The sequence below is a fragment of the Fictibacillus nanhaiensis genome (genome assembly GCF_023715445.1).
In the GTDB taxonomy this organism is placed as follows: domain Bacteria; phylum Bacillota; class Bacilli; order Bacillales; family Fictibacillaceae; genus Fictibacillus; species Fictibacillus nanhaiensis_D.
Genome location: NZ_JAMBOD010000001.1, coordinates 1,189,273 through 1,202,007, shown reverse-complemented (window position 1 = coordinate 1,202,007; position 12,735 = coordinate 1,189,273). Strand labels below are relative to the sequence as shown.

At 37.2% G+C, this 12,735-nt stretch carries 14 protein-coding genes; 10 read left to right on the top strand and 4 right to left on the bottom strand.

Going from position 1 to position 12,735, the window contains the following annotated elements; translation table 11 throughout:
- Window positions 1-89: 89 nt before the first annotated feature.
- Window positions 90-350: an atypical membrane-integrating protein (Mistic protein) gene (locus M3196_RS06175; RefSeq protein ID WP_251321342.1), complete on the top strand. Its 261-nt coding sequence runs from the start codon at window positions 90-92 to the stop codon at window positions 348-350.
- A 129-nt stretch (window positions 351-479) separates the two neighbouring features.
- Here the strand turns inward: M3196_RS06175 and M3196_RS06170 are convergent, their stop codons facing one another.
- Window positions 480-830: a hypothetical protein gene (locus M3196_RS06170; protein ID WP_251321340.1), complete on the bottom strand. Its 351-nt coding sequence runs from the start codon at window positions 828-830 to the stop codon at window positions 480-482.
- 270 nt (window positions 831-1,100) lie between these two features.
- Between M3196_RS06170 and M3196_RS06165 the strand changes: the two genes are divergently transcribed.
- The 4 genes from M3196_RS06165 (at window position 1,101) to M3196_RS06150 (ending at window position 5,420) form a co-directional block, all read left to right on the top strand.
- Window positions 1,101-2,921: a PAS domain S-box protein gene (locus tag M3196_RS06165; RefSeq protein ID WP_251321339.1), complete on the top strand. Its 1,821-nt coding sequence runs from the start codon at window positions 1,101-1,103 to the stop codon at window positions 2,919-2,921.
- A 224-nt stretch (window positions 2,922-3,145) separates the two neighbouring features.
- Window positions 3,146-3,931: a transporter substrate-binding domain-containing protein gene (locus M3196_RS06160; protein ID WP_251321338.1), complete on the top strand. Its 786-nt coding sequence runs from the start codon at window positions 3,146-3,148 to the stop codon at window positions 3,929-3,931.
- An 82-nt stretch (window positions 3,932-4,013) separates the two neighbouring features.
- A complete protein-coding gene (locus M3196_RS06155; protein ID WP_251321337.1) occupies window positions 4,014-4,673 on the top strand; it encodes an amino acid ABC transporter permease in 660 nt (219 codons plus the stop codon).
- A 12-nt stretch (window positions 4,674-4,685) separates the two neighbouring features.
- On the top strand, window positions 4,686-5,420 hold the full coding sequence (locus tag M3196_RS06150; RefSeq protein WP_276531246.1) for an amino acid ABC transporter ATP-binding protein: 735 nt from the start codon (window positions 4,686-4,688) through the stop codon (window positions 5,418-5,420).
- Between the two features lie 37 nt (window positions 5,421-5,457).
- Here the strand turns inward: M3196_RS06150 and M3196_RS06145 are convergent, their stop codons facing one another.
- Window positions 5,458-6,375 carry a DMT family transporter gene (locus tag M3196_RS06145; protein WP_251321336.1) on the bottom strand — a complete coding sequence of 306 codons (918 nt, stop codon included), beginning with the start codon at window positions 6,373-6,375 and terminating at the stop codon, window positions 5,458-5,460.
- A 97-nt stretch (window positions 6,376-6,472) separates the two neighbouring features.
- The gene (locus M3196_RS06140) at window positions 6,473-7,360 is read right to left on the bottom strand and encodes a formate/nitrite transporter family protein (protein ID WP_251321334.1); all 888 of its coding nucleotides are present in this window, start codon (window positions 7,358-7,360) and stop codon (window positions 6,473-6,475) included.
- Window positions 7,361-7,527: 167 nt separating this feature from the next.
- On the opposite strand from M3196_RS06140, the gene M3196_RS06135 reads away from it, so the two are divergent.
- On the top strand, window positions 7,528-7,695 hold the full coding sequence (locus M3196_RS06135; protein WP_251321333.1) for a hypothetical protein: 168 nt from the start codon (window positions 7,528-7,530) through the stop codon (window positions 7,693-7,695).
- A 73-nt stretch (window positions 7,696-7,768) separates the two neighbouring features.
- Here the strand turns inward: M3196_RS06135 and M3196_RS06130 are convergent, their stop codons facing one another.
- On the bottom strand, window positions 7,769-8,056 hold the full coding sequence (locus M3196_RS06130; protein WP_251321331.1) for a DUF4383 domain-containing protein: 288 nt from the start codon (window positions 8,054-8,056) through the stop codon (window positions 7,769-7,771).
- 357 nt (window positions 8,057-8,413) lie between these two features.
- On the opposite strand from M3196_RS06130, the gene M3196_RS06125 reads away from it, so the two are divergent.
- From M3196_RS06125 to M3196_RS06110, 4 genes are all read left to right on the top strand, one after another.
- The gene (locus M3196_RS06125; RefSeq protein ID WP_251321330.1) at window positions 8,414-9,604 is read left to right on the top strand and encodes a M14 family zinc carboxypeptidase; all 1,191 of its coding nucleotides are present in this window, start codon (window positions 8,414-8,416) and stop codon (window positions 9,602-9,604) included.
- Window positions 9,605-9,722: 118 nt separating this feature from the next.
- Entirely contained in the window at window positions 9,723-10,013 is a 291-nt protein-coding gene (locus M3196_RS06120; protein ID WP_251321329.1) for a hypothetical protein, read from the top strand.
- 14 nt (window positions 10,014-10,027) lie between these two features.
- The gene (locus M3196_RS06115) at window positions 10,028-10,363 is read left to right on the top strand and encodes a spore coat protein (RefSeq protein ID WP_251321328.1); all 336 of its coding nucleotides are present in this window, start codon (window positions 10,028-10,030) and stop codon (window positions 10,361-10,363) included.
- A gap of 230 nt (window positions 10,364-10,593) precedes the next feature.
- The gene (locus tag M3196_RS06110) at window positions 10,594-12,717 is read left to right on the top strand and encodes a YhgE/Pip domain-containing protein (protein WP_251321327.1); all 2,124 of its coding nucleotides are present in this window, start codon (window positions 10,594-10,596) and stop codon (window positions 12,715-12,717) included.
- Window positions 12,718-12,735 lie beyond the last annotated feature (18 nt).

Genomic DNA, 12,735 nt, shown 5'->3' with positions numbered 1-12,735 from the left:
AAAAAAATAGTGAAAAAAGTCATGGCTCCGCAATGTGATGAAGTTTGATAGTGAGAAGAGATGGAAAAACTGATGGATGGGTGATAAAGGTGAAATATAACAAAGAAGACCGTGAAAAATACAGTCAAGCCATTGATCGGATGCAGGAAGGTTTGGACAGCATGATTGATTTATATAATGAGGCAGAAGATGATGAAGATTTAATCCAATATGATGAAGAAGTAGTAATAGCTATAAAAAGAGCCAAAGAAACATTCGGAGACGGGTTCATCGATCAAAAAATCAACACCATCGTCAAAGAGGTGCTGTCGCTAATGGAGGGGGGCCAGACCCCCAAAAAAGACAAATAAGTGTATTTTGTGTTTTTGAGGCGCACACATAAAGCGGGTTAAAGAAAAGGAAAAAAGGAAAACGTCCTATGGCAAAGCCATAGGACGTTTTCCTTTTGTTCTTATGTGATTTCAAGCATCCAGAATGGATTAAAAAATATACATAACAATCGGGAACATGTTCCAGCAGATCCAGAGAGTTAGAATAAAAAGCAAAGATACCGGTATAGAGACAGAATATTTTACCCAGACTGGGGTGCTTCTATTTTGGATCCATAGATTCCGAATTATCAGAATAAAAACGGGAAGCAATAAAAGAATAAAAAATAACTGTACCCAGAACACATAGGAAGTTGTGTCAGGTTTCAAAATCAGCAAACCGATCATATACGTTACAGCTATTACTCCGTATACAGACCAAGTAATTTGTTTGAACTTCAAAGTATCATTTTGAGTTAATAGATAGAAGGCAGCTATGCATGCAGCAGTAAAAAGAAACATATAAAATTACCCCCAAGACTAATCGTTTTTATTAAACTATTAATTCCTTTTGTATTTTATGCGGCATCTCTTGCAAAATTCAATATACTTCCTTTTACCTCAAAAAAGGCAAAATAAATCATTGCTTTTTTTAACACACAACGTTCATTCGGATTGAAATTCTTAAATGTAAAAATAATACTTGTAATTTTTTGTATTTAATAGAAAAATAGAGAAAAGACAATTCTTGTAAGATAACAACATTAAATAAATTCAGCAGGGATGTAGACTATGCGAGAAACTTCGTTAAAATCTCAAGACAACAATATGATGGATACATTGTACGAAGCCGTTTCCAGCGGTATTATCGTCCTTGAACGTTCAAATCTTATATTGCTGGCAAACAGAAAAGCCTGTGAAATTCTTTCGCTTTCTAAAACGGAAATGGTAGGTAAATTCTTATATGATCTGCCTCTCACCATTATTAATCAGCAAAAAACTAAACTACCATTTCAGGAGCTTCCTTCACAAATTACATTTCAAACGGGTCATGAGATAGATGGTAAAGAACTCGGATTAATACAGGAAGAGGGTGTGCATTGGTTACTGGCCAGTACTAAACCCATATACAAACAAGAACAAATCAAACAGGTTGTTATCACTTTAGTGGATATTACGGCAAGAAAACAGACAGAACAGGCTTTAAGCCAAAGCCAGGAAAGGTTTCTGTCACTTGTAGATTCAATGGAAGATACTGTTTTTACACTGGATCACAACTTGAGACATACAGGCATCTACGGAAAATGGATGGAAAAACATAATGTAACACCAGCCTATTTTCTCGGAAAGACGGTTAGAGAAGTTTTTGGTGAAGAAATTGCGGATGGCCAGGAAAAAGTGTGCAAACTCGTCTTAGATGGAAAATCACAGATCTATGAATGGAGCAATGTCCGGGATGGGGAACGACTATACTATCAAGCTATTCTTTCTCCCATAAAAAATGAACAAGGGCAAGTCGAAGGGATTGTTGGTGTTTCCAGGGATATAACAGAAAATAAAAGAATGGAAATAGGACTTCGCGAAAGTGAGGAGAGGTTCCGGCAATTTGCTGAAAATGCAAAAGATGTTTTTTGGATGGAAGATTATGAAACACGTAAACTGATCTACGTATCGAAAGCTTATCAAAAAATATGGAACATAGAAAACCCAGCAGTATTTTCTTCTGTTTTTACCGGGATTTATCCTGATGATGAGGAAGAAGTTAAGGAGTTTATCGAAACAATCTCCAGAGGAGAAGCGAAAATCGAATACCGTATTCAATGTAAGAATAAGAAAGTACGCTGGATCAGAACAAGAGCGTTCCCGATAACAAATGATCAAGGTGAAATCTATAGAATTGCCGGAATCTCTGAAGATATTACAGAACTAAAGGAAAAAGAAGAGCTTCTTAAAAAATCTGATAAACTTACTGTTGTTGGTGAGCTGGCAGCAGGCATAGCTCATGAAATCAGAAATCCGCTTACCAGTATAAAAGGCTTTGTACAATTAATGAAACAAGATTTGGACGATTTACATAGCGGAATTATTCTTTCTGAAATGGACAGGATTGAATCTATCATAACGGAATTTTTAGTACTGGCAAAACCCCATCAAGATACGTTTTTTCAACAAAGAAACGTAAATGACTTTATAAAGCAGACCATAACTCTATTAGATTCTGAAGCAAACCTGAACAACGTACAGTTTGAAACCAAGCTAAGGGACGTATCCCAAATACTTTGCGAAGGAAATCAGATTAAACAGGTCATCATAAATGTAATTAAAAATGCAATCGAATCCATGCACAGCGGGGGAACGATTACTGTTGAAACAGGTAATTTTGAGGACAGCTACGTGTTTATAAAGGTTACCGATCAAGGCACCGGAATCAGCGAAGACCGGCTTGCGCGATTAGGAGAACCTTTTTACTCAAATAAGGAAAAAGGAATAGGCTTAGGATTGATGGTCAGTTTGAAAATTATTGAGAACCACCATGGAAATATTACATTTGAAAGTGTTTTAGACGTAGGGACAACGGTCACTGTCTTGCTGCCCATTAAACTATTACTTTGATAAAAATAATAGAAAGCGCTTTTTGGATATCTTGCTGAAAGGCGTTTTTTGCTTGCTTACTAGGTGTTTACATCTTTTCTAAAAAGGGTAAATAACGCGTAGGAGCGTGGAATAACGGTTTGATTTCTTGTTGTAAATTTGCGGAAAATTGAGAAACATTACATTTCATGCTACCATTGTCATGTGGGTGTAACCTGCTAAATGGGATTTCAAGGAGGATAAGAATGAAGGATTTCAAGAAGAAGATTAGTATTTTAGCAGTCATTTTTTCGATGATGGTACTGGCTGCATGTGGCAGCAGTGAATCAAGTGACGGGGGTATTGAATTAAAAAACGAAGGGGAATTCAATTTTATTGTTTCAGGTGAATTTCCGCCATTTAGTTCTGTTGATAAGAATGGTGAACTAACAGGCTATGATGTTGCAGTAGGTAAAGCAATTGCAGATGAGCTTGGTTTAAAAGCTGTTCCAGAGAAATTTAAGTTTCATGGTGCGGTTTCCGCAATAAAGGCAGATCGTTTTGACGCAGCAGTGGCGAGCCATACAATCACTGAAGATCGTAAACAAGCAGTGAATTTCAGCGAGCCATATTATTATTCTGGTCCAGTCATTTTTACAAGACCGGACAGTGATATAAAAACAAAGGAAGATTTAAAAGGAAAAGAAGTTGCTGTTTCAAAAGGTTCTACCTACGAAAAATCTGCTCAGGAATTTACAGATCAGATTAAGAATTATGACAGTGATGCAACTGCATTACGTGCCTTAAGTGAAGGAAAGCATGATGCTGTAATTACAGATGCAATCACAGGAAAACAAGCGATAGAAAAAGGTTTTAAAATTGTTGAAAAAGAACAATTAGGCACAAGCGAGCAAGCTATTGCCGTGAAAAAAGAAGATAAAGAACTGTTAAAAGCAATTAATAAAGCTTTAAAGAAGCTCAAAGACAGCGGAGAGCTTGCTAAGCTTAGTGAAGAATTCGTCGGTGCTGATATCACAAAAAAGCCTGAATAACCTATGTGAGCCGCCCGCATGACAAAAGTGCAGGGCGGCTTTCTTTTCTGAGAAAAGAGATGAAAAGGGGAGAATAAACTGCATGTTTGATATAGCACATATTCTAGATGTATTAATAGAAAGTTATCCGCTCTTCATGAAGGGTCTTTGGATTACTTTAAAACTAACAGTAGTTTCTATTTTGATCGGTACTGGAATCGGACTGATCTTTGCTTTATTCAAAATATCAGGTATCAAAATTCTTAATTGGATTGCCAACATTTATATTGCACTAATCCGCGGGACGCCGCTAATCGTGCAGATTTTTATTTTTTACTTTGGTCTTGCTGAACTTGGCATTTCAGCTTTCTGGTCTGCTGCTTTTGGTCTTGCCATGCATAATGGTGCATATATAGCTGAAATTTTTAGGGGATCCATCCAATCTGTAGACAGAGGACAAATGGAAGCCGGCCGTTCTTTAGGAATGACCTATGGTTTAACGATGCGCAGAATTATATTGCCGCAAGCGTTCAAAAGAGCATTGCCGCCGCTTGGAAATCAATTTATTATCGGTCTAAAAGACTCTTCCTTGGCATCTTTTATCGCTTTATCAGAGCTTTTCAGTATAGCAACTACACAAGGATCAAGAACGTTTGATGAGATGACATATTTGATAATTGTCGGTTTATACTATCTGGTCCTAGTCCTTCTTTTCACACTTCTCGTTAATATGTTGGAAAAGAAACTTTCAGCTGGGGAATAGGAGGAGTTTTATATGAAAAAAGAGATGATAAAAATAGAGAACCTGAAAAAAAGCTTTGGGGATCTGGAGGTTCTAAAGGAAGTAAATCTGGATGTCCATGAAAGCGATGTAGTTGTTTTAATCGGTGCCAGCGGATCTGGTAAAAGTACTTTGCTGCGCTGTATAAATTTTTTAGAAATTAAAAATGGCGGAAAGATAGTGATCGAAGGAGAAGAAGTTGATCCAAAGTCTCATAATTTGAACGAAGTACGTCAAAAAGTTGGAATGGTTTTTCAGCACTTTAACCTTTTTCCTCACAAAACCGTTCTCGAAAACGTAATGGAAGCACCAGTAATGGTGAAAAATCAGGATAAAAAAGAAGCTGAAAAAGAAGCGAGGGTTTTACTTGAAAAGGTAGGCTTGTCAGACAAAGCTGATGTATACCCGGCTAAGCTATCTGGGGGTCAGAAGCAGCGGGTAGCTATAGCAAGAGCACTTGCTATGAAACCAGATATCATGCTTTTTGACGAACCAACATCAGCACTCGACCCTGAACTTGTTGGAGAAGTGTTGGCCACAATGAAGGAACTCGCTCAAGAAGGCATGACTATGGTCGTTGTTACCCATGAGATGGGATTTGCAAAAGAAGTTGCAGATGAAGTGGTATATATGCATGACGGTCAGATTTGGGAAAGAGGAACACCTCAGGAGTTGTTTAATAATCCACAAGAAGAACGAACGAAAGATTTTTTAAGTTCAATTTTATAATCAATAAGAAAGGGTACAGCATCTGGCTGTACCCTTTTTATTGAGCTTTATTCAATGTTCCATCGATTATTGTCTTTTTTGTTTTTCGTTCTTGTATCAATAGAACCGCACTTAGAACAAGCAGTATGCCAGTCATTTGAATGCTAGAAAGCGATTCTTTATATAATAATAATCCCATGATCGTTGCAACGACAGGTTCTACAGTAGATATAATCGAGGCTTTACTTGCTTCGAGCTGCTTTAACCCCTGTGTATAGAACCAATAAGCAAGCACTGTGGGAAACAGTCCCAGTCCGGCTGTATACCCCAAAACATTTAATTGTAAAACTGAAATTTCAGAAGAATAGATTCCGCTTATAGGAAATAAAACAATCATTGCAAATAGAAAAGTATAAAAACTGATCGTCAGCGTTTCGTATTTTTTGCCAGCAAGTTTGCCAAAGATGCTATAAAGAGAATATCCAAATCCAGCTCCCAAACCCGTAATGAATCCTGTCCATGAAAGCTCAGAGAAATTTCCTGAAAATAAGCCCGAAACAAAAGTGCATCCTAAAAAAGTTAAAAATAATGCTGTAAGCTTCTTCCATGTTAATTGTTCTTTAAAAACAAAAATAGAGATTAAAAGAACAAAAGCGGGAGCTGTATATAAGAGTATAGCTGCAATAGCAAGAGATGAGTGCTGAATCGTAGTGAAGTAGCAATAATTAAAAAACGAAACACTTAGCACACCTGTTCCGAAAAAATACCAGCTGTCTTCCCATTTTATTCTTAGCAAACGTGGACGGTAAAAAATAATCCATAGGAAAAAGAAGAGCAAAGCGCTAATAGCTCTTAAAAATACAATTTGTAAAGGTGTATATCCGATAGATGCGAGTTCTTTAACGAAGTAACCGATTACTCCCCATAAAGAGGCACCTGCAGCAACAAACAGGAATGCAATTTTAGTGCTTGGCATTGTTGTTCATCCTTTTTTGATGAAATCTATTTCTAATATGAACTCTAACAAAAAACACCTTCATTGTATACGACAATGAAGGTGATGAAGAACCACTTTATTTATTATATTTCTTGTCAATCTTGTCTGACTTGTCATCATCCTTAATAATATCATCATCAATATCCTCTTTAAATGCGAATGAGAGCAAAAGAGATACAAGAATTCCCCCTCCGATTAAATTCCCGATGGATGCGGGAATCAGATTAAGGAGTATGAATTCATACCAGCTGTATTCGAAGCCTTCTAAAACGGTAATGCTGAAATATCCCATATTTGCAACGGCGTGCTGAAAATTCCCCGCTTCAAAAATAATCACAGGCAATAGAATTCCGAATATCTTACCCATTACATCTCTTGCCGCGGTAGCAAGTACTGCAGCAATACCAATCAGCCAGTTAGCGAGAATACCTGAAAAGAGAACTTGGAACCATCCCCAAGTACCACGATCTGTAAACTCCATTTTCTTTTCCATGAATTTCAAAAGTCCTTCATAGAATTCTTTATCAAGAGAGCCCGATAAATTTAAAAGAAATCCTACAAATAAGGCTCCTAAAAAATTTCCGATGTAACAAATGCACCAAAATCGCAGCACCTTTTTACTTACCCAATATTTACTTTGTAAAATATAGCTGGGGAGAAGCACATTAATCTCTGTAAAAAGAATCGAACCCGATAAAAAGATCATGGCATATCCAATGGCGAATCCTACCCCGGAAAGCAGATTATATGGACCAGGAGTATGAACTCCCATCGATAAAAGAACTGAACCTAACGCACCAAAAGCAATAAATGCTCCTGCCATAAACGATAAAATAAATTGTGCCAGGTTCGTAATCTGCAGGGAAGCTTTACCTTCTTCAATAAAGTATTCGATAATTTGAGCTGGAAAAAAATACTGCCGATCTGGTACGTCTGGTGATGTCTTTTTATTGTTTTTTTTCATCCATATTCCCTCTAGTTTCGTATTTCTTGTTTTATTACTCTTCCCAAAAGGAAGAACCCTCAAAACCAATAATGGAACAAAGTATTGAAAATGTAATTTAAAGCTTTTTCACGAAATGTGGTAAAATAGAGTAGAAGGGAAGTGTTTACTTGAAGGGATCAGGTAACATGTTTAATCAAGGAGAGACAGTAACCGTTTTAAAAACGGGTGAGTGTGTGACAATTTCAAAATTCCAATATGTTAAACATATGAAAAAATATTGCTATAAAGTCAGCGAACACCCTAGTACATTTTTCTTCGAGGAAGAATTTGAAAACGGTAAAAAGAAACGATAAAAGTTGCTAACTGAAAAGTAAGAATAAAAAGAGCACTCCGCCCGAAACAGCGGAGTGCTCTTGTCTTGAAAAATTATCTGGATGCAGTATGTCCTGTATGACTGGATACAGTAGTTTTAAAACCAACATAAAAAGAAGAAAATGCAATGGCAAAATGCAGAATATTTGTAGCCACCATAAACATAATACCGCTAAATTCATGAGTGAATATACCTAAAATTGCGACAAGCAGATACACAACACCAAAAACCTTCGCATATAATAAACTTTTAGCTTCACTTGAACTCATAATAAGCGCCACAATACCAGAAACAATGTGAATCACATTATGAATCGGTGTTAGATGAAACAATTCTTCCATCGGAAAAACGAATCCGACAACAGCTAGAATTTGTGTAATTAATATATCATTTTTTTATCTTTATTTATTTCTGTTATTTTACATACGACAAGACTAGAGTTCTTGCAAGACTAGAAGAGCTTTCTTATCAAATTAAATTAACAGGTTACGCTGTTAAATTAAATAGTGTCAATTAAATGAGAGACTATAATGGTTTCTCATTTTTTGTTGATGTTTACCAAAAATTCATGAAATTTGTCTTAAATTAAGTAAACAAACTGAAACAATTATGAAGACTTTACTCATGCGAAGAAATCTCTTTATCTATATATAATTTTAGTAAATTCAAATAATAATAGATTGGGAGGAGAAGCTGTGTTGAAAAAAGGGCTGGTTTTATTTATTACGTTTTTATTTATAGGGGTATCGGGATTAAGTGATAAAGCTGAAGCAGCTAGTTATGTCAATCCGTATCAAACGTATACATATGAAATGATGACGAATGACATAAAAACTCTTGCACAAAAATATCCAGGCTTGGTTCAATATAGCTCACTTGGAAAAACGCCTTATGGCAGGGACATATGGGCGGTAAAGCTGGGCAGGGGGGATGCGACAGTTTTATATAACGCATCTCATCATGCGAGGGAATGGATAACAACCAATATTGTAATGGAAATGATTGATCAATACAGCGAAAAGTATGTATTGAATGGAACGATGGACGGATACAATGTTGCACATGTACTTAATAATACTTCAATTTGGTTTGTACCCATGACAAATCCCGATGGAGTAACTCTGCAGCAAAAAGGGCTTTCTGCTTTTCCGGCTGGAGCACATGCAAACCTTATTAAAATGAATGGCGGAAGCAAAGACTTCAAACGCTGGAAATCAAATGGAGAAGGGATAGATTTAAACCGCCAGTATCCTGCACGATGGGAAGATATCAATAATAATGCAAAAGCTCCTTATTACAAAGATTATAAAGGGAAAGTCCCGCTTCAAACGACTGAAGCAAAAGCAGTTTCTGCACTCACATACTTAGTGGATCCTGAGATTACAAATTCTTATCATACTGCCGGAAGAATTTTGTATTATCATTTTAACTATGGAAGCAATACATATGAGGGTGACAAGACACTTGGAAGTATACTTGCGAATATGACAGGATACAGGCTTATTCCTCCTGATACGAGTTTATCAAGTAGTGGAGGATATAAAGACTGGTTCATTCAAACTTTCAAACGGCCTGGCTTTACTTTTGAACTTGCACCTTATGCCGGAGAAACAAATCCGCCAGTTTCCATCTTTTCGGAAGAATGGAACCGTAATAAAAAGGCAGGACTTTATATGGCAATTGAAGGGGATAAAAGATGGGAAAAGCGTATTACTGCTTTAACAAAAACAATTACGCTTACACAAAAAGTACCTTTGCATGACCGCCCGAACATAAAACATAAAATGGCGGCAGCAAGTCTTTACCCAGGCACATATCAAGTAAATGCATCATTCGGAAATTTTTATCGTATACAAACGATTCTAGGAGCAAAATGGATTTCAAAATAAGAATTGAACAAGCAGCATTTTGCTGCTTGTTTTATTTTACTTTATTTTACAAAAAAATGCATAATGCCTCAATTGTAAGGAAAGATAATATGGAAAAATGATGAAGGGGGCTATTCCAATGCAACAGCAAAATCAAAATCAGATGCAGAATCAGCAGCAGCCTGTCTATCAAAATCCGCCACAAATTATCACAGGAAAAGATCTAAATTATGTTACGGACATGCTTTCATGGAACCTGCTAGGGACGAAAAAAGCACATTTCATGGCCACTCAATGTCAGGATACAGAGGTGAAAGCTGTACTTGAAAAAGCATGCCAAATGCATGAAAGCCATTATAAACGAATAATCGGCCATATTTCAGCACAACAAGCAGCAATGAATCAGACACAGGCCAATATCCAAAACTAGGAAGGAGTTTACAAATGAATCAATCCAATAAAATTCAAAACCCAAAATCTCCTGTACCTAAAACACCAGAGATGAACGACAGGGATTTTATCAATGATATTCTGTCCTATGAAAAATACATGACCGATTCTTATTCTATAGTATTAAATGAAGCAAGTCATGAAGCGCTTTACCAAGACTTGCTTACTGTATTTAACGAAACACAAAATATGCAAAGAGAACTGTACAACATGATGTTTAAAAAAGGCTGGTATTCTCTGGAACCTGCTGATGCTCAAAAGCTGCAGCAAACTTATCAGCAATTTTCAAACTATATGAATCAGTTCCCGCACCAGGGACCAGCTCAATAAAAGAGTTAACAAGCAGGATGTCCTTTAAGGGGCATCCTTTTTTGAATCCAACGACCTACTGCAATGATATTTTTAAATACTACTTTTAGTGTAGGACTCACTAGTAAATAATATGTGTTTTTACAGATTAACTGGATTTATAACTATTATTTGAATATTATGATAATTAAATGAATGAGTCGCCATTCATTTTTATTAAAAAGTCTTACATACATTTGGAGGGGATCTGAATGAAGATCTTTAATTTGTTATCAGCTGAAATTGCTAAACTCGCAGCAAACAAAGCTATTCTTTTTTCAGTCATTGCCGCATTACTTGTTCCTGTGGTATATGGAGGAATTCTTTTATCAGCAACTTGGGGACCTTATGATAATCTTTCTAACTTGCCGGTTGCAGTAGTTAATAATGATCGTGGGGCTGTTTCCGGAGAACAGGCGATTAATGTAGGGGAAGATCTCGTAGCGAATATGAAGGAAGGGAAAGACCTAGGCTGGAAATTTGTAAATTCAACAGAAGCTATGAAAGGGCTTCAAAAGAATGAGTATTATATGGCCATTATCATTCCAGAGGATTTTTCTGAAAGAGTAACAACGGTTTTAGGCCCGCAGCCAAAAAAGCTAGAATTAGAGTATATCCAAAATGAGGGACTTAACTTTTTAGCTTCCAAAGTTACAGAAACAGCTACACAAAGAATGCGTGAAAAACTTGCCGATACAATAACGGAAAAATATGTGACGAATATTTTAGGAGAGGTTTCTGATGGGTTTGGAAAAGCTGCAGATGGATCTTCTCAGCTTGCAGACGGTACAAGCCAGCTGCATAAGGGAACGAATGAACTCTTAACTTCTGTGACCTCCAAGCAATCGGATATTACGAAGCTGGCAAACGGAACAAAAGAACTGAAAAACGGAACTGGACTTTTACTAAATAAACTTAATGAAAAATCAGGGGATATCAACAAATTGGCAGATGGCTCAAAACAGCTGCACGAAGGTACAGTAAGCTTAAAGGATGGATCTTCGCAAATCCTTGCCGGACTTCAAAAAGCAGAACAAGGAAGTGAAGAGCTTAAAAACGGTGTTGCAGAACGTTTAGTCCCCGGAAGCAGAAAGGTAGCAGACGGGACGGGCCGGCTTAAGGACGGTTCGGCAAAACTTGCAGCTGGTGCACAAAGATTGGTTGCCGGCCTTGAAGAATATAAGAAAGCAAATCCAACTGTTAATGTAGGACCTTATTACCAGCAAATCATAGATGGTGCGAAAGAAATATCAAGTGGATTAACCAACCTTTCCGCAAAATCAGTTGCTTTGAATGAAGGAGCTGTTTCGGTCGCGGATGGAATCGCTTACAAAGTAGCTCCCGGAACAGTTGCCTTGAATGCCGGACTTAATCAATTGGTGGCCGGGCAGATAAAACTTGATCAAGGAGCTGGAAAACTTGAAGCTGGTGCAGCACAGATAGCAGACGGTAATGCTAAAGTCGATAAAGGGTGGAACGAGTTAATTTCAGGTGTTACACGATTAGATTCTGGAGCTGGCCAAATTTCAGATGGAAATGCAAAAGTTGATGAAGGGTGGAAAAAGCTGTCCCAAGGAGCAACCAAACTAAATGATGGAGCAGGAAAAATTAATGATGGAAGTGCAAAACTATCTTCTGGTCTGAAATCAGGTGCTGAGAAAACAGGCGGCATGAAGGGAAAGGATAATATCAATATGTTTGCTTCTCCTGTGCAGCTAAAAAGTAAAGCAGTGAATGAGTATGAACACTATCGTGATTCTACTGCTCCATATGTGCTTACACTTGGTTTGTTTGTAGGAATCTTAATCATGTCTCTATTCATTGATTTTAAAAAACCGCCGTTCATTTCTAGCTTTAACTGGTTTGCGGTGAAGTTTTTAAAGCTTGCGACACTTGCTGTTGTTCAAGCAATCTTGCTATTAATTGTCGTGCTATTTATTTTAAAGGTTAATGTGAGTAACCCAGGTGGATTAATCCTGTTTGCTCTTGTTGCAAGTAGTGCTTTTTCAGCCATCGTCCTTTTCCTGGCTGCCTTTGGCGGAAACGTTGGACGTTTTATTGCGCTTGGACTTGTTATCATGCAGCTATCAATTACAGGAGCTAACCTTCCGATTGAAATGCTGCCCGAGGAATATAGAAATCTGAGCCAATACTTGCCGTTTACTTATTCAATTGCAGGATTTAAATCTGTGATCACGTTAAATGATTTTGGGGCTGCTCTTTCAAACATGGCTATCCTGCTGACATTCCTTATTGTGTTTGCTCTATTAGCCTTTGCAGTGTTTAGCTTTAAGAAGGAGAGAGTGCACAATCATGACAGGGAAATAACTGCTTAGAAAAAATGAATAGAGAAA

Bases quoted from the DNA above. Each gene is read 5' to 3' on its own strand.
- M3196_RS06170 (WP_251321340.1), bottom strand. From the start codon at position 830: ATGTTTCTTTTTACTGCTGCATGCATAGCTGCCTTCTATCTATTAACT.
- M3196_RS06165 (WP_251321339.1), top strand. From the start codon at position 1,101: ATGCGAGAAACTTCGTTAAAATCTCAAGACAACAATATGATGGATACA.
- M3196_RS06160 (WP_251321338.1), top strand. From the start codon at position 3,146: ATGAAGGATTTCAAGAAGAAGATTAGTATTTTAGCAGTCATTTTTTCG.
- M3196_RS06155 (WP_251321337.1), top strand. From the start codon at position 4,014: ATGTTTGATATAGCACATATTCTAGATGTATTAATAGAAAGTTATCCG.
- M3196_RS06150 (WP_276531246.1), top strand. From the start codon at position 4,686: ATGAAAAAAGAGATGATAAAAATAGAGAACCTGAAAAAAAGCTTTGGG.
- M3196_RS06145 (WP_251321336.1), bottom strand. From the start codon at position 6,375: ATGCCAAGCACTAAAATTGCATTCCTGTTTGTTGCTGCAGGTGCCTCT.
- M3196_RS06140 (WP_251321334.1), bottom strand. From the start codon at position 7,360: ATGAAAAAAAACAATAAAAAGACATCACCAGACGTACCAGATCGGCAG.
- M3196_RS06135 (WP_251321333.1), top strand. From the start codon at position 7,528: ATGTTTAATCAAGGAGAGACAGTAACCGTTTTAAAAACGGGTGAGTGT.
- M3196_RS06130 (WP_251321331.1), bottom strand. From the start codon at position 8,056: ATGGAAGAATTGTTTCATCTAACACCGATTCATAATGTGATTCACATT.
- M3196_RS06120 (WP_251321329.1), top strand. From the start codon at position 9,723: ATGCAACAGCAAAATCAAAATCAGATGCAGAATCAGCAGCAGCCTGTC.
- M3196_RS06115 (WP_251321328.1), top strand. From the start codon at position 10,028: ATGAATCAATCCAATAAAATTCAAAACCCAAAATCTCCTGTACCTAAA.
- M3196_RS06110 (WP_251321327.1), top strand. From the start codon at position 10,594: ATGAAGATCTTTAATTTGTTATCAGCTGAAATTGCTAAACTCGCAGCA.